The 17098-nt window shown below is 60.3% G+C and carries 14 protein-coding genes; 5 read left to right on the plus strand and 9 right to left on the minus strand.

Features of this window, described 5'->3' with window-relative positions:
* Positions 1-273 precede the first annotated feature (273 nt).
* From BLR94_RS20300 to BLR94_RS20320, 5 genes are all read left to right on the plus strand, one after another.
* Positions 274-2043, plus strand: coding sequence for an N-acetylglutaminylglutamine amidotransferase (locus tag BLR94_RS20300; RefSeq protein WP_084307848.1), 1770 nt, complete (start codon positions 274-276; stop codon positions 2041-2043).
* 133 nt (positions 2044-2176) lie between these two features.
* On the plus strand, positions 2177-3919 hold the full coding sequence (ngg, locus tag BLR94_RS20305) for an N-acetylglutaminylglutamine synthetase (protein WP_084307847.1): 1743 nt from the start codon (positions 2177-2179) through the stop codon (positions 3917-3919).
* A 346-nt stretch (positions 3920-4265) separates the two neighbouring features.
* Positions 4266-5456, plus strand: a complete 1191-nt coding sequence (locus tag BLR94_RS20310; RefSeq protein WP_084307846.1) for an osmoprotectant NAGGN system M42 family peptidase — start codon at positions 4266-4268, stop codon at positions 5454-5456.
* A gap of 431 nt (positions 5457-5887) precedes the next feature.
* Positions 5888-6280: a VOC family protein gene (locus BLR94_RS20315; protein ID WP_084307845.1), complete on the plus strand. Its 393-nt coding sequence runs from the start codon at positions 5888-5890 to the stop codon at positions 6278-6280.
* A 314-nt stretch (positions 6281-6594) separates the two neighbouring features.
* Positions 6595-6870, plus strand: coding sequence for a hypothetical protein (locus tag BLR94_RS20320; protein WP_042554009.1), 276 nt, complete (start codon positions 6595-6597; stop codon positions 6868-6870).
* A 184-nt stretch (positions 6871-7054) separates the two neighbouring features.
* Here the strand turns inward: BLR94_RS20320 and BLR94_RS20325 are convergent, their stop codons facing one another.
* The 9 genes from BLR94_RS20325 to BLR94_RS20365 form a co-directional block, all read right to left on the minus strand.
* Positions 7055-9070, minus strand: coding sequence for a polysaccharide biosynthesis protein (locus BLR94_RS20325; protein WP_042554008.1), 2016 nt, complete (start codon positions 9068-9070; stop codon positions 7055-7057).
* A 92-nt stretch (positions 9071-9162) separates the two neighbouring features.
* Positions 9163-9741 carry an acetyltransferase gene (locus BLR94_RS20330; protein ID WP_084307844.1) on the minus strand — a complete coding sequence of 193 codons (579 nt, stop codon included), beginning with the start codon at positions 9739-9741 and terminating at the stop codon, positions 9163-9165.
* Positions 9738-10748: an MraY family glycosyltransferase gene (locus BLR94_RS20335; protein ID WP_373565150.1), complete on the minus strand. Its 1011-nt coding sequence runs from the start codon at positions 10746-10748 to the stop codon at positions 9738-9740. Before BLR94_RS20335 ends, BLR94_RS20330 begins: the two co-directional genes overlap by 4 nt.
* 49 nt (positions 10749-10797) lie before the next feature.
* Positions 10798-11751 carry a UDP-glucose 4-epimerase family protein gene (locus BLR94_RS20340; RefSeq protein WP_084307843.1) on the minus strand — a complete coding sequence of 318 codons (954 nt, stop codon included), beginning with the start codon at positions 11749-11751 and terminating at the stop codon, positions 10798-10800.
* Entirely contained in the window at positions 11748-13004 is a 1257-nt protein-coding gene (locus tag BLR94_RS20345) for a glycosyltransferase family 4 protein (RefSeq protein WP_084307842.1), read from the minus strand. Before BLR94_RS20345 ends, BLR94_RS20340 begins: the two co-directional genes overlap by 4 nt.
* Positions 13005-13009: 5 nt before the next feature.
* Positions 13010-14143: a non-hydrolyzing UDP-N-acetylglucosamine 2-epimerase gene (gene wecB / locus BLR94_RS20350; protein WP_084307841.1), complete on the minus strand. Its 1134-nt coding sequence runs from the start codon at positions 14141-14143 to the stop codon at positions 13010-13012.
* Positions 14140-15243, minus strand: coding sequence for a UDP-2-acetamido-2,6-beta-L-arabino-hexul-4-ose reductase (gene wbjC, locus BLR94_RS20355; protein WP_084307840.1), 1104 nt, complete (start codon positions 15241-15243; stop codon positions 14140-14142). The genes wecB and wbjC overlap by 4 nt, the downstream gene beginning before the upstream one ends.
* 2 nt (positions 15244-15245) lie before the next feature.
* Entirely contained in the window at positions 15246-16280 is a 1035-nt protein-coding gene (locus BLR94_RS20360; RefSeq protein WP_084307839.1) for a polysaccharide biosynthesis protein, read from the minus strand.
* 31 nt (positions 16281-16311) lie between these two features.
* Complete coding sequence (locus tag BLR94_RS20365; protein ID WP_084307838.1) at positions 16312-17097, minus strand: AglZ/HisF2 family acetamidino modification protein; 786 nt, start codon at positions 17095-17097, stop codon at positions 16312-16314.
* Position 17098 lies beyond the last annotated feature (1 nt).

The raw sequence follows: 17098 nt of genomic DNA on the forward strand, positions 1-17098 counted from the left end.
CATACCGCGACTTCGGCGCTGTCAACGCATTCCACTCCTTCGCCCCCTGCTCCGTATGCCAATAGCCGTTCATTTAATTGAACATTCCTGCGCCGAGGTGACTCGAAAAAAGCTCGGGACTGGCGTGCTGCCGCAGGCGTACATCGGTCACACAGATGCGCGATCATCTCCGGTACGCCATGGGGCGTGCTGGAACTCAGAACCGGTACACAACTGGTACGGACTGCAGTTAAGGAGGAACAGAGCCCGGGAAACACGAGGGCTTTATAGACTATGTGCGGAATAGCAGGCGAACTACGCTTCGATAACCGACCGGCCGACCTGGCTGCTGTCGAACGAATCACTCACCACCTCGCCCCGCGTGGCCCCGACGCCCATGGCTTCCACAGCCGCGGCCCCGTCGCCTTCGGCCACCGTCGGTTGAAGATCATGGATCTCGCCGAAGCCTCGGGCCAGCCGATGATCGATAACGACCTCGGCCTGTCGATGGTCTTCAACGGCGCCATCTACAACTATCCGGAACTGCGTGGCGAGCTGGAACAGCTCGGCTACCGCTTCTTCTCCGGCGGCGATACCGAGGTGCTGCTCAAGGGCTATCACGCCTGGGGCGCCGACCTGCTGCCCAAGCTCAACGGCATGTTCGCCTTCGCCATCTGGGAGCGCGACAGCCAGCAGCTGTTCGTCGCCCGCGATCGCCTGGGGGTGAAACCGCTCTATCTCTCCAAGACCAAGGAGCGCCTGCGCTTCGCCTCCAGCCTGCCGGCCCTGCTGAAGGGTGGCGACATCGGCAAGACCCTCGACCCCATCGCCCTCAACCACTACCTCAACTTCCACGCCGTGGTACCGGCGCCCCGGACCATTCTTGCCGGTGTCGAGAAGCTGCCGCCTGCCACCTGGATGCGCATTGACGTCAATGGCAAGGTCGAGCAGAAGGTCTGGTGGACGCTGAACTACGGCCCGAGCGCCGACGAAGCCAATTACGGTTTCGACGAGTGGCGCGATGCGGTACTCGACGGCATGCGCGAGGCGGTCTCGATCCGTCAGCGTGCAGCGGTCGATGTCGGCGTACTGCTTTCCGGCGGTGTCGACTCGAGCATGCTGGTCGGCCTGCTGCGCGAGGCGGGCGTCGAGAACCTGCTGACCTTCTCCATCGGTTTCCAGGATGCCGGTGGCGAGCGTGGCGACGAGTTTCAGTACTCGGACCTGATCGCCAAACGTTTCGAAACCCAGCATCACCAGCTACGCATCGGCGAGAACGAGATTCTCGATCAGTTGCCAGCGGCCTTCCGCGCCATGAGCGAGCCGATGGTCAGCCACGACTGCATCGCCTTTTACCTGCTCTCCCGGGAAGTGGCCAAGCACTGCAAGGTGGTGCAAAGCGGCCAAGGCGCCGACGAGCTGTTCGCCGGCTACCACTGGTATCCGCTGGTCGATGGTGCCGAAGACGCCTTCAGCGCCTATCGCAAAGCCTTCTTCGACCGCGAGCACGACGAATACGCAGCTTGCGTGCAACCCGCCTGGCTGACCGATGACGTGGCCGGCGAATTCGTCCGCCAGCACTTCGCCCAGCCGGGCGCCGATGCGGCCGTGGACAAGGCGCTGCGTCTGGACAGCACGGTGATGCTGGTCGACGACCCGGTCAAGCGCGTCGACAACATGACCATGGCCTGGGGCCTCGAGGCCCGCACGCCATTCCTGGACTACCGCCTGGCCGAATTGTCCGCGCGCATCCCGGGCCAGTACAAACTGCCTGAAGGCGGCAAGTACGTGCTCAAGGAAGCCGCGCGCAAGGTCATCCCTTCCGAGGTCATCGACCGCAAGAAGGGCTACTTCCCGGTGCCGGGTCTCAAGCACCTGGAGGGCGCGACGCTCGGTTGGGTTCGCGACCTGCTGGTGGACCCGGCCCATGACCGCGGCATCTTCAACCCGCAGATGCTCGACCGCCTGCTGACCGACCCGCAAGGCCAGCTGACCCCGCTGCGCGGTTCGAAGCTGTGGCAGATGGCAGCACTCAACCTGTGGCTGAGCGAACAGGGGCTGTAAGCGAGGACGGGGGAGCCAGTGGCTCCCCCGCAACCCAACAGGAATGGCCGAATCCGCCTCGATACGGATCAGCAGACAGGTCAACCGATCGCCGGCACATGCCGGACATGCGAAAGCAAAGGAACATTCTCCAATGCGAGCCACTGCCCACAATCAACGCCTCCTGCGAGGCCAATCCCCCTCCTACGAGCGCCTGCAGGCCCGCTTCGCCGAAGAACACGGCGATGGCATCAGCCAGCCGCAGATCGTGCATTGCGGATGGGGTCGACTGCTGATCGGGCATACCTTCCCCGATGCTTCGGTGCTGGCCGAAGAGCTGCTCAGCGAGCAGCCCGGCGAACGCGACATCGCTCTTTACGTGGCTGCACCGCAGCAGGTGCTGGCCCAGGCGCCGCAACAACTGTTTCTCGATCCGTCGGACACCCTGCGCCTGTGGTTCAGCGATTATCGTCAGGCCCGTCGTGGCTTTCGCGGCTTCCGCGTGCGCCGCGCGCAGACGCCAGCGGACTGGCAGGCGATCAACTGCCTGTACCAGACCCGCGGCATGCTGCCCATCGACACCGAGAAGCTGACCCCACGGCATCAGGGCGGCCCGGTCTACTGGCTCGCCGAAGATGAAGACAGCGGCGCCGTGATCGGCAGCGTGATGGGCCTAAATCATCAGAAGGCCTACCACGACCCGGAACTCGGCAGCAGCCTGTGGTGCCTCGCGGTCGATCCAACCTGCAGCCGCCCCGGCGTCGGCGAAGTCCTGGTGCGTCACCTGGTCGAGCACTTCATGAGCCGAGGCCTCAGCCACCTCGACCTGTCTGTACTGCATGACAACGGCCAGGCCAAGAAGCTGTATGCCAAGCTGGGCTTCCGCGAGCTGCAGACCTTCAGCATCAAGCGCAAGAACGGCATCAACCAGACACTGTTCCTCGGCCCCGGCCCGGACGACAACCTCAACCCTTACGCGCGCATCATCGTCGACGAAGCACGGCGCCGCGGCATCGATGCCCATATCGATGATGCCGAAGCCGGCCTCTTCACCCTCAGCCAGGGTGGTCGTCGCATCCGCTGCCGCGAGTCGCTGACCGACCTGACCAGCGCCGTGACCATGACCCTGTGCCAGGACAAGCGCCTGACCCATCGCACCCTCAGCCGCGCCGGCCTGAGCCTGCCGGCCCAGTGCCTGGCCGGCAGTGCCGAAGATAATGCAGCGTTTCTCGCCGAGCACGGCAGTCTGGTGGTCAAGCCGGTAGACGGCGAACAGGGCCAGGGCGTGGCGGTCGACCTGCGCACGCCGGCCGATGTGCAGGCAGCCATCGAACGCGCCCGTCCCTTCGACGAGCGTGTGCTGCTGGAGAGTTATCACGAAGGTTTCGACCTGCGCATCGTGGTGATCGGCTTCGAGGTGGTGGCCGCCGCCATTCGTCGCCCCGCGGAAGTGCTTGGTGACGGCCGCCACACCATCGGCGACCTGATCGACGCGCAAAGTCGTCGACGCCAGGCGGCTACCGGTGGTGAAAGCCGCATCCCCAAGGATGCCGAGACCCTGCGCACCCTGCATGCCGCCGGGTTCGACTACGACAGCGTACTGCCCCAGGGCAAGCGCATGGCCGTGCGCAAGACCGCCAACCTGCACACCGGCGGCATCCTCGAGGATGTCACCGGCATTCTTCATCCGACGCTTGCCGAAGCAGCGGTCAAGGCCGCCCGTGCGCTGGACATCCCCGTGGTCGGCCTCGACCTGCTGGTGCCGGCTGCGGATCAGCCCGAGCACGTGTTCATCGAAGCCAACGAACGTGCCGGCCTCGCCAACCACGAACCACAGCCGACCGCTGAACGCTTCATCGATCTGCTGTTCCCCCTCAGCCATGGCGTAGGCGATTGAGCATGACGCGTGATACCGGAGGTATCTGCCAGTTGGGAGGCATTCTGTAGGGGCGGCGCCCCAGGTGCGAATAATGATCGCGGCCTTACCGCAGTATCGGGGGTCGCCGACATCACTCGTCGGAAGGTCGCGCCCCCTGAACACGGAGGCAACCCATGACGGGTAGCAACGTCGCCGTCGTGCGAACCGATGTTGCCGTACCTGCAAAGCATCGTTGAAACCCTCACCGCCATCGCAGGTCAGCATGTAACACAGGCCCGAATTTACCGTCCGTCGACCGGCGTCGAAGCATTCACCCAAGACTGACGCCACTCGGCGGCCCGTCCCCGTCACAGATGGAGATCCCATGTCGCAAATTCCCGAACCCGACCTCGAGTACATGCAGAAAGTACTGCTGGAAATGCTCGCCATTCCCAGCCCGACCGGTTTCACCGACACCATCGTGCGCTATGTCGCCGAGCGCCTAAGCGAAATCGGCATCCCCTTCGAAATGACCCGCCGCGGCACCATCCGCGGTACGCTCAAGGGCCGCCGCTACAGCCCGGATCGTGCGGTATCCGTGCACCTCGACACCATTGGCGCCATGGTTCGCGAAATCAAGGACAACGGTCGCCTGTGCCTGACGGCCATCGGCTGCTGGTCGAGCCGCTTCGCCGAAGGCAGCCGCGTCAGCGTGTTCAGCGACCATGGCGTGTTGCGCGGCAGCGTACTGCCACTGCTGGCCTCCGGGCACGCCTTCAACACCGAAGTGGACCAGATGCCGATCTCCTGGGATCACGTCGAACTGCGCCTGGACGCCCTGGTCGCCAGTCGCGCCGACTGCGAGAGCCTCGGCGTATCGGTCGGCGATTTCGTGGCCTTCGACCCATTGCCCGAATTCACCGAAAGCGGCCATATCAGCGCCCGCCACCTCGACGACAAGGCCGGCGTCGCTGCACTGCTCGCCGCGCTCAAGGCGGTCGTCGAAAGTGGCCAGGAACCCCCCATCGACTGCCATCCATTGTTCACCATCACCGAGGAAGTCGGCTCCGGCGCCGCCGCCGCCCTGCCATGGGACGTCAGCGAGTTCGTCGGCATCGACATCGCCCCGGTAGCCGCCGGCCAACGCTCCACCGAGCATACCGTCAGCGTGGCGATGCACGACTCCGGCGGCCCTTACGACTATCACCTGTCACGCCAACTGCTGCGCCTGGCAAGCGACAACGAGATCCCGGTACGCCGCGACCTGTTTCGCTACTACCACAGCGATGCCCAGTCCGCCGTTACCGCCGGCCACGATATCCGCACGGCGCTGATCGCCTTCGGCTGCGACGCCACCCACGGCTACGAGCGCACCCATATCGACAGCCTCGCCGCCCTCTCCCGCCTGCTCGGCGCCTACCTGCTCAGCCCACCGGTATTCGCCAGCGACGCACAACCGGAAAACGGCTCCCTGGAGCGCTTCAGCCACCAGTTGGAACACGATGCGCAGATGGAAACGGACACCCGCGTGCCGACCGTCGATAGCTTGGTAGGCAATAGAGATAGAGAAAGCTAAGCCAGCGTAGGAGCCATGCCCTCGCGGCGAATCTCATCGGCAGCGCAGATTGCGCAACACACCCACCACCGCATCGCCGGCAAGCCGGCTCCTACGGATCGCGTTGATAATAGCTGAGCCCATGTAGGAGCTGGCTTGCCGGCGATTGTTGGCCACTCGCTATTCTTGCAGTCTGGCCCCCCTCGCGTCGGCGTCGGGTGGCGTAGCTGGCGCGAATGGCGCAATACACCCACCATCGCATCGCCGGCAAGCTGGCACCTACGCGATCGCGTTGATAGCTGAGCCGATGTAGGAGCTGGCTTGCCAGCGATCCACGTTCAGCCGAGACGTCCTAACGGAGCGAGGTCAGCCTCTCCGAAACCACCACCCCTTACGCCAGCAGCCAAACGCGGTAACCTGCCCACCACGTTTCCAACGGCAAGGAGCTCACCATGAAGCTGGGATACACCATCATCTACGTGCCGGACGTCGCGGCCTCGCTGGCCTTCTTCAAACAGGCATTCGGCCTGGAACAACGTTTTCTGCACGAGTCCGGTACCTACGGCGAGTTGGACACCGGTGCCACCACGCTTGCCTTCGCCGCACACGAACTCGGCGATATGAACTTCCCGGGTGGACACGTGCGAGCCGACACGTCCATCCAGCCGCTGGGCATGGAAATCGGGCTGGTTACGGAAGACGTAGCCGGTGCACACCAACAAGCGATCGCCGCAGGTGCGACGGAACTCAGCGCCCCCATTCAAAAACCCTGGGGCCAAACCGTCGCCTATATCCGCGCCCCGGACGGCACGCTGATCGAACTCTGCTCACCGATCGGCAGCTGAGCGTTGCCGCCCCCTCTATCTGGCGGCTGCAAAGGTTGCCATCACCTACCCCGCGAGCTAGAGTGCGCCCGTCACGGTCTATCCCGTGACCGGGAGTAGCAACCTGAATGTTCGAGACGCGGTGCGTCCAATTGCCTAGCCGGTATCGATTGCCGTGCTACCGCATTTTTGGGCACGCCGTTCAAGGCAGGCCTCGGCTTGTCTGGCACTCAATCGTTCAAGGAGCATAAGGACAATGCGCTACCTCGCTTTCAGTTCAGAGCACCACCCACCCCGCAAAACTACGCCAATGACCTCCCCCCAGGAGGTGCACCATGGCTGATTCACCAGGCCGCGTACTGCCCTTCCCGTCACGCCCGAGCCCAGCCCGCGTCACCAGCTACAAGGCCTGCCCCGCCCAGGCGGATGCCGAACTGCGTGCCGATATGCTGAGAGAGCTGCTGGATGATCTCGTCATTCAGGAGCAGCTGGAAACCGATTACCTGCGAATACTCGCGGCTTCGCTGGCAGCCAATGCACTGCTGAATGAATTGGTGGTGTTATACCGGCGAGCGATATCACAGGTTCAGGGAGGAGCTCGAGGTGAGTAGTCAGACCGTCACCACTCTGCTTGCCAGAGGGCTGAAACATGGCATGGCCTTAGAGCTAGTGCACCGCAAACCAACCGCTGCACGCCAGGCTACAGGGCTGAAGCCCAAGCACTAAAACAACGATCCCCATCGTTGCAAGCTAGCGCAACGATGGGGATCGTCTTTCCGCGGCAGTAGAAGCGCGTTAAACCAGTGGCTTCTTGGCTGCACGACGCACATGCATCCAGTCGACGATCTCGCCCTCAGGGGTGTAGCCGCAGACAGTGTCACGCAGCAATTGCCGTACGCGATCGTAATCGTCTTGCTCCACGGCCTTGAGCAAATCCGCCATGACGATCTTGAACGTTTCCCAAGGCAGGTGCTCTTCGTTGGCGCGCATGATCATCGGGTGATCGGTAGGGCTCACGTTGTCGCCGATCAGCAGCTCCTCATACAACTTCTCACCAGGACGCAGCCCCGTGAACTCGATGGCGATATCGCCGCTGGGGTTGTGATCAGAAGCCACACTGAGGCCTGTGAGATGAATCATCTTTTCGGCCAGCTCGGCGATCTTCACGGGTTGCCCCATGTCCAGTACGAACACGTCTCCACCCTGCCCCATGGAGCCGGCCTGGATCACCAGTTGCGCGGCCTCGGGAATCGTCATGAAGTAGCGGGTGATGTTCGGATGAGTGACGGTAACCGGTCCGCCCTTGCGGATCTGTTCGTAGAAGCGTGGGATCACAGAACCCGATGAGCCCAACACGTTGCCAAAACGCACCATGGTGAAACGGGTTTTGTTGACCTGATGCAGCCCTTCTTTATCACCGAACAATACTGGCGCCGTTTCTTCGCTCAGCGCCTGCAGCACCATTTCCGCGAGACGTTTGGTGCTGCCCATGACGTTGGTGGGACGAACTGCCTTGTCGGTCGAGATCAGCACAAAATGTTCGACGCCTGCGCGTAACGCAGCCTGGGCCGTGCACATCGAACCAAACACGTTGTTCAAAACGCCTTCGGCGACATTGTGCTCGACCATTGGCACGTGCTTGTAGGCTGCTGCGTGATAAACCGTATTCACATCCCAGGCGCGCATCAGCTCGACCTGGCGATTCTGGTTACGAACCGAACCGAGAATGGGCACCAAGCGAACGGGCAAAGACTCGCGGCGGATCCGCTGCTCCAGCTCACTGTGGATGGAGTAAAGATTGAATTCGCCATGCTCGAGCAGCAGCAACGTTCTTGGCCCGGAGCCAAGGATCTGCCGACACAACTCGGAGCCAATCGAGCCACCCGCCCCGGTGACCATGACCACCTGATCGCGTATGCATCGTTCGAACAACTCGCGCTGTGGGGGAACGGCGTCTCGCCCAAGCAGATCTGCGATGTCGACCTCCTGAACATCCTCGACCTTCACACGACCGCTGGCCAGATCCATAAAGCCCGGGACCGAACGTACGTGTAGCGGGTACTGTTCGAGTAGCTGCAATACCGAGCGGCGTCGAGTACGAGAAACGGATGGCAGCGCGAGCAATATCTCGACGGCGCCCGTTTCATCGATCATCTGCTGAATATGCTTGGGCGAATAGACACGCAGACCGGCAATGATTCGATTGGAAATGTTCGAGTCGTCATCGATGAACGCGACCGGCCTCATCGAGCGGCCCAGCCGCAAGGAGGCGGCCAGCTGATTGCCCGCCGAGCCTGCACCGTAGATGGCGACAGGCGGCAACCCGGCATCGCGACTACTCAATTTGAACGGCTGATCGGCGGCGAACCAGTGGCCCATGAAGAACTGCCGCATCCCCAAACGCAGCCCACCGATGAGCATGATGCTCAGCCACCAGTAGTTGAACACCATGGAACGTGGGATTACTGCGCGTGCATCCTGATGCCAGTAAATGGCCAGCGCCAGAATCAAGGCGGATAGCGACACGGCCTTGGCGATGGCAATGAGTGCTTCGGTACCGAAGTACCGCATCACGGCCCGGTACATACCGAAACGGATGAACATTGGAATGGAGATAAGAGGTGCTAGCGCGAAAAGCCATAGGTGCCCGTCCAGCGGATAGACCTCTTCGAAATCCCCGAGGCGAACGACAAAAGCCAACCACAGTGCAGCCCACACCAACATCACGTCGATGGCGACCTGAATCAGGCGCTTCTGACGACGGCGCAGCCGTACCAGGCGAGTACGTAGCAGCTCAGCAAACCTCAACACAACGACACCTCATATCCCTATAGCGAGCCAGTGCCAGGTTCACACCCAGCAGCACAAGCATGAATGGTTCTAAACCATCTCACGGTAACGATTCAACACTTCAAGGCCGTTCCGGGTGCATGCACCGCACCCTCCTCGACCACTACATGATAGCCAGCGCAACAGCCGGCCTGCAGCCAGGCTCTGGCACCGACCTTTACACCTCCGGCAAGCTGTACGCCGACACCGAGGTGGGCGTAAGCGCCCAGCACCGCATCATGGTCAACGGTGGCGTTCGCGTTCACGATAGCACCCTGCCCCAGGATGGCACCTACGCCAACCATCGCCATCGCCATTACGGCAACGCCGCGCCCCACCTCGGCATCGTCGCTGACGAAGGCCCTTGGATGGACGACGGTCGCCAACGGCAGCCCAGCAGACTCGATCAGCTGACTCCACCGTTCACGCAGGGCATTGTTGCCAACGGCGGCAATCGCTGCATTGCCAGAGCCAGCATGAGCGCTGAGATCATCAGGCTTGCCGACAAGCGGTATCCCATAAAGCTCGCTCAAGCCCGGCCAGCGATCGTCCAGAAAACGAACCGACTGCCACTGGCCGGATGCCAAAGCCGCCTCGGCAACGGCCCTGCCATGCCCCCCGGCTCCCAGTATCAGCAATGTGTTGTCGATCATTTAGGCTCCAAAGACCCGGCGTTGAACTTGATGGCCAGGAAGACCAGCGGAAGATAGGCCATCACCAATCCAATAGTTCCGTCCACGCCACCCAACCCGACCCACAGTGCGATGGGCAATAGCCATAACAGGTTGATCGCGGTCACCGCCAAGGTGACAGGCAAATGGCGACCGTAATGACGCGAGGCGTACTGATAAGCATGACTTCTGTGGGCCTCGTAAACCCGATCGCCACGTACTAGCCGACGCAGCAGGGTGAAGGTCGCGTCGACGACAAACACGCCGAGCAATATCAGCCAGGCCCACAGCAACTGAGGAAACGCAGCAGCAGCCTGCAAGGACAGAACACCGAGCGTAATGCCCAGAAAGCCACTGCCCGCATCGCCCATGAAAATACGAGCCGGAGGGAAATTCCAGATCAGAAAGCCGAGCACGGCGGCTGCCAGCGACAAGACGATAATCAGTGAGCCATCGGCATTTCCGAGCCAGACGTATAGCAAGGCTCCTCCAATACAAACGCAGATGGCCTCCACACTGGCGATACCGTCAATGCCGTCCATGAAGTTGTACAGGTTGAGCAACCAGACCAGATAGATGGCTGCCAGCACATGGCCGAACCAGCCTAGATCGACCACGGAGCCAAACAAACTGATTGCCGGCAGGCCACCCAGCCAGAAAAGCGCCCAGGTAGCGGCCGCAAAATGGCCGAGCAGCCGCCAGCGAGCCGCGATGTGCCCGTGATCGTCAAGAAAGCCAACCACAGCCACCAGCCCGCCTGCCCCGCCCAATGCAAAGGCTGTAGCACTGTCGACTCGACCAAGTAACGCTAGGCCGAACACGGCAAGGATGAAGCACACCACGATGGCCACACCGCCACCGCGAGGTGTAGGCACCGAGTGTGAGCTGCGTGCATTGGGGATATCCATCAGGCTGCTAGCCAGGGCGTAGCGCCTCAACAACCAAGTCAGCAGACAGGACGTGCTGGCGACTACCAGCAAAACAGTGATCAACAATTAATCTCTCCTAACTCCCGCCGCTCACGGCAGGCATTGCTGTTCAGCCAGCGTCGAAGGCAAGTGCCGTTTTGCGCAATGCATCATCGACGCTCACGGGCGGCGTCCACCCCAGCAGTTCTCGGGTTTTAGCGATGTCCACCTGCAAGGAACCACATAGCCGCTGAGCGATGGCGCGTCGGCCAAGCATTGCCGCACCGGCTTGCAGCAGAGTGGCTGGCACCGGGAGCAATCTTGCGGGTCGCCCAAGCGCGTTACCCATGCGCTGCAGCAATTGAGTCGTGGATAGGTCCTCACCGTCACTGACCAGAAATGTCTGGTTGGCCGCCGCCGGGTGATCGATACAAGTGGCTATCAGATCCACGAGGTTGTCCACTGCAACCAGACTGCGCTTGTTTCCTGTAGCGCCAAGCGGCAGTGGTATGCCTTTGCGCAACCAGCTCATCATGCTGCGGAAGTTGGCTTTCACGCCCGGGCCGTAAACGAGCACGGGCCTGATGATCACCACCTGCATGCCGGTCTCGTTCGCCAGTGAGCGCAGGCCCTGCTCGGCCTCCATCTTGGATACGCCATAAGGGTCCTGGGGGGCGGGCGTATCGTCTGCCCGATAAGCATGCCCTGGCTGGGTGCCCTCGCCATTGACCTTGATCGAACTGATGAACACGAAGCGCTGCACGCCAGCTGCGGCCGCCTGCCTGGCAAGGCTCAGGGTGCCGTCAACGTTGGCCTTGCGAAATTCCACCAGAGGATCGGCGGCCGTATCGTTCATGACGTGAACGCGAGCTGCGCTGTGGATGACAACCGAAACGCCCTCGAGCGAGGTGGTCCAGTCCACATCTGCCGCCAGCCCACCTACCAGCGGGTTAACGACGCTCACTGGTGCCTGGGTCAAGGGGGAGCGCGAGGGGGCAATCAACTCGTGGCCTTCCTGATGCAAACGTTCGAGCAGTGTGCGGCCGACAAAACCACTGCCACCTGTAACCATTATTCGTTTCATGATTGCTTTCGATCCCTGCGCGTTCCCTGCCGGAACAGGCGCTCCAGATTAGAGAAGATCTTTTCCTTGGAGAACTGATCATCGTAATAGCGCTTACCTGCTTCCCCCATAGCAACGCGCTCCTGCGAGGTCATAGCCGCCATGCGTTGCACGATGAGAGACAGGCCCTCCTGATCGCCAGAAGCGCAGGCGAGTCCTGCTCCCGACTCCTCGATGACACGTGCGGCCTCGCCACCAATCATCCCGAGCACAGGCTTGCCTGACGCCAGATAAGCCTGAACCTTGCCCGGAATGGTCTTGGCGAATACCTCGTTGGTCTTCAGCGAAACCAGTAGCGCATCCGCCGTGGCGAAAAGCCCCGGCATGGCATCCAGCGGGTGGCGACCAAGCAAAAGCACGTTGTCGAGGTTGCGTTGCGCGACCTCACGCTGCAGCCAATCGCTCATGCGGCCGTCCCCTACCAGCACCCAGCGGACCTTGACGGTGTCTCGCAGGGCCTGAGCCACATCGAGAATCGCGGGAAAATCCTGCGCTTCGCCCAGATTGCCGGCGAACAGAATGGTGAATTCGTCCGGAGAGCGCGCCAGCAAAGGCGATGCCCCTTCAGGTAGCTCGTTGAATCCGTCTTCTGCCCAACTGGGGAAATACACCAGCCGCTCGTCATCGATAGGCCGGGTACAGTAAGAACGCACGCTATCCAGGAAAGCGCGTGATTGAAGCAGCAGGTAATCGGTACGGTTGTAGATCCAGGAAACCATCTTGCCCACTAATGCGAGGGCCCGGTCATCATGGACTACACCGACCGCGCGCAGGGTCTCCGGCCACAAATCCAGCACCCACACGCTGACTGGTGCCTTTTTCAGCCTGCCAATCACCAGAGCCGGAATGGCCGACATGATCGGCGAGACTGCATAGACGAAAACCCCATCGAATTCTCGGCCCCGCAGCTTCCAACTGCCCAGCAACGAACCACTGACTACGAACGACAGGTAGTTGAGAACAAGAGTGAGGCTGCGCTTGCCGCGCGGGATGAACGGTACGCGCACCACCTCCGCGCCGCGATAACTGGCGAATTGCTCCGGCGCCTCGCGATAAGCCTCGAATACCTGACCCTCAGGGTAATTCGGCAATGCCGTGAGCACGGTAACCTCATGCCCTCTACGCACCAGCTCTTCGGCCATGTCATTGACGCGCATGTTCTCGGGCCAGAAATACTGGCTGACGATCAATATCTTCAGTTTTCCCTCTCGCATGCGCGTCAGTCGTTCCGTTTCCATACCGTGCGCATCACGTAGTCGCGATAGCTATGAACGATCCGTACGACTTTGTCCGCTACATTGGGCATGCTGTAATCGGCAACCAAGCGCAGGCTGCGTTCGTCACCGCGGCCCTGGGACTCGAGTACCTGAAGCGCCTGCATCACTCGCTCTACCTCTAGCCCCACCATCATCACCGAGGCTTCTTCCATCCCCTCGGGACGCTCATGGGCCTCACGAATGTTCAGCGCAGGGAAGTTCAGAATCGAGGACTCTTCCGAAATGGTGCCGCTGTCGGACAACACAGCTTTGGCGCAGGCCTGCAGCTTGTTGTAATCCTTGAACCCCAGCGGTTTGAGCAGCCGCACATTGGGATGGAAGGTCACGCCCAATGCATCCACGCGTTTCTGGGTGCGGGGGTGGGTAGAAACGATGACCGGCATGCCGTAATGCGCAGCGACCTGGTTCAAGGTCTCGGCCAGTTTGCGGAAGTTCTTTTCCGAGTCGATGTTCTCTTCACGGTGCGCGCTGACGACGAAGAACTTGCCCTCCTCCAATCCAAGACGCTGAAGGACGTCAGAGGCGTCAATGCCTGCACGATAGTAGGTCAACACTTCGAACATCGGGCTGCCGGTCTTGATCACCATGTCCGGTGATAACCCTTCACGCAGCAGGTAGTCGCGGGCAATGGTGCTATAGGTCAGGTTGATATCCGCCGTGTGATCGACGATCCGGCGGTTGATCTCTTCCGGCACACGCATATCGAAACAGCGGTTGCCTGCTTCCATATGGAAGGTGGGGATCTTGCGTCGCTTGGCTGGAATCACCGCCATGCAGCTATTGGTATCACCCAACACCAGCAACGCATCCGGTTGGACTTCAGCCAACACCTTATCGACCGCGATGATCACATTGCCGATGGTTTCTGCGCCAGTGGCGCCCGCGGCGTTGAGAAAATGGTCAGGCCGGCGAATACCCAGGTCGTCGAAGAAAATCTCGTTGAGCTCGTAATCGTAATTCTGCCCGGTATGGATCAACACATGATCGCAATGCTCGTCCAGCTTGGCCATCACTCGGGCCAGGCGGATAATTTCGGGACGGGTGCCAACGACCGTGGCAACTTTCAGCTTTTTCATGGTTTCACCTGGCAGGCGTAGGTATCAGGGTGAGCGCGGTCGAAGATCTCATTCGCCCAGAGCATCACGATCATCTCGTCATCACCAACATTGGTAATGTCGTGTGTCCAGCCGGGCACGGTTTCAACGATCTCCGGCTTGTCGCCTTCCGTAATGAGTTCATGGAGCTCGCCGGAAACCATATGCCGGAAACCAAAACGGGCGCGGCCCTTGATGACCAGGAACTTCTCGGTCTTGGTGTGGTGATAATGACCGCCGCGCGTGATGCCGGGGTGAGCCGTGAAGAATGAGAATTGCCCACTGTCGGGGGTTTTCAGCATCTCGACGAACACACCACGCGGATCACCATACTTGGGAACTTCGTAGGTGAATCGCTCTGGAGGCAGGTAACTCAAATACGTCGAGTAAAGGGCACGCACGAAGCCTTCACCTACCCGATCCGTAATCAGGGTATTGCGACTTTCCTTGAAACCACGCAAACGATCAGCGATCTCGCCAACACTGACCCGGTATTGCGGTTCAACGTCAACGCCTTTGGTTTCTCCCGACATTAACGCAAGGAAGTGGGCAATAACGTCGTCGATATACACCAGAGTGATGACGGCTGCGGGGTCGTTGATCTGGATAGGCAGATCACGGGCAATGTTGTGGCAGAACGTGGCCACCGCCGAGTTGTAGTTCGGCTTGGCCCATTTACCAAATACATTCGGCAAGCGCAGAAGATGCACAGCGCTGCCGTGCTGCTGTGCAAGTGCATGCAAGGCCTCTTCAGCTCCACGCTTGCTGACTCCGTAAGGGTTGTCCAGCGAGGCCTGGCTCGACGAGGTATATACAACAGGAATCTGCCGGCCGCTGGCTTCAATCGCCTTGCAAAGCTCAACGGTAAGCTCGGTGTTGCCCTCTCTGAACTCGGCAGGATCCTGAGGCCGATTCACGCCTGCCAAGTGGAAGACGAAGTCTGCCTGGGCAATACGCTCACCGAGCGTGCTCAGGTCGTCAGAACGGCCAAAAGTGAGAATCTCGACATCCTGGCGCTCCTTGAGATGAACGATCAGATTCTTGCCAACGAAACCATTAGCACCGGTGATCAGAACTTTCATGCTCACTCCTCGGGCGCCGCGTCTTCGCCGCGCTGAATGGCACGCATGAAATTCAACTTGAGCAACAGCTCCTGCATGCCCGGCACGTCCAGACGTTCTGTGTTGTGCGAGTTGTAATCTTCCGTGTGGGAGATGCGCTCTTCACCTTGCTCGACGAACTTGCTGTAGTTGAGATCACGCAGATCCGGCGGCACACGGTAGTACTCACCGCGATCTTCGGCGCAGGCCATCTCCTCGCGACTCAGCAGCGCTTCGTAAAGCTTCTCGCCATGGCGAGTGCCGATGACCTGGATGGGATGGTCGGGCTTGCCCAGCAGCGAGGTCAGCGCTTGCGCGAGCACCTCAACCGTTGCAGCCGGTGCTTTCTGTACGAACAGATCACCATTGCGGCCATGCTCGAACGCGTACAGAACCAGATCGACCGCATCAGCCAGGGTCATCATGAAACGGGTCATGTTCGGATCGGTGATCGACAGCGGCTTACCCGCGCGGATCTGATCGACGAACAGCGGGATCACCGAGCCACGTGATGCCATGACGTTGCCGTAACGGGTACCGCAGATGACGGTGCTGGCTTCATCCAGGTTACGCGATTTGGCAACCATGACCTTTTCCATCATGGCCTTGGAAATACCCATGGCGTTGATTGGATAAACAGCCTTGTCGGTACTCAGGCAGACCACGCGCTTGACGCCATTCTGGATGGCAGCTTCGAGCAGATTCTCGGTACCCAGCACGTTGGTCTTTACAGCTTCCATCGGGTGGAACTCGCAAGATGGAACTTGCTTGAGTGCAGCCGCGTGGAAAATGTAATCGACACCACGGGTTGCGTTGAGCACGCTCTGATAGTCGCGTACGTCCCCAATGTAGAACTTCAACTTGGGGCTGGAATAATGCTTGCGCATGTCATCCTGCTTCTTCTCATCCCGGCTGAAGATGCGAATCTCATCGATATCGGTATCGAGAAAGCGCTTGAGTACGGCATTACCGAAGGAGCCAGTGCCGCCAGAGATAAGCAATTTCTTTCCGTTGAACATATGCAATCCTGAAATCTGAATGCGAGGCAGCCTAGCGGCGACCTTGCAGGGCTGAATAAATAAAGTCACGTTTCTGCTGTGCGGTGGGGTAACTGATCAGCACCGCGCGGTAAGGGCCTTTGAACACGAAAAAGCTACCAGCTGACACGCCTACCACACCACAGACCGCAACCACCTTGTGCATATCGTCGAGGCTACCTCCCCCGCCCAGCACCGTGAGTGGCACGGTCAGCACCTCACGCAAGTGAGCAGCCAGCGCTAAGTCATAGCCTTTCATCTTTCCGTCGTTATCGATGGAGTTGATGACGATTTCGCCCGCCCCGAGCTTTTCCATCTCCAAGGCCACATCGACGACGCTACGTTTTGTGTTGCGAGTGCCATTGTGCGTCCAGACGTCCTGGGTCTTGCCCAGCAACCGCTGCTTGTGATCAAGCACCACGACAACACTTTGGCGACCGATCTCAGCGGCGATTTCACTGATAAGGCCCGGGTTGGCCAGCGCAGCGGAGCTAATGGCTACCTTCTCGACACCTAGCGCAATGATGCGCTTGGCCTGCTCGGCAGTGCGCACGCCGCCACCGTAGCAAAGCGGCATTCTGCACTCGGACGCAAGGTGGGCGATCTGCTGATAGTCCGGCTCACGATCATGGGCACTGGCGTCAATATCGATGACGATGAGTTCGTCCGCTTCCTTCTCATTGAAGATCTTCACGGCATTGATCGGATCGCCGACGTATTTGGGATCCTTGAATCGCACGGTCTTGACCAGACCGCTATCCTGGATCAACAAGCAAGGGATGATACGTGGTCTCAACATT

Source organism: Phytopseudomonas flavescens, assembly GCF_900100535.1.
Taxonomy (GTDB): Bacteria; Pseudomonadota; Gammaproteobacteria; order Pseudomonadales; family Pseudomonadaceae; genus Aquipseudomonas; species Aquipseudomonas flavescens.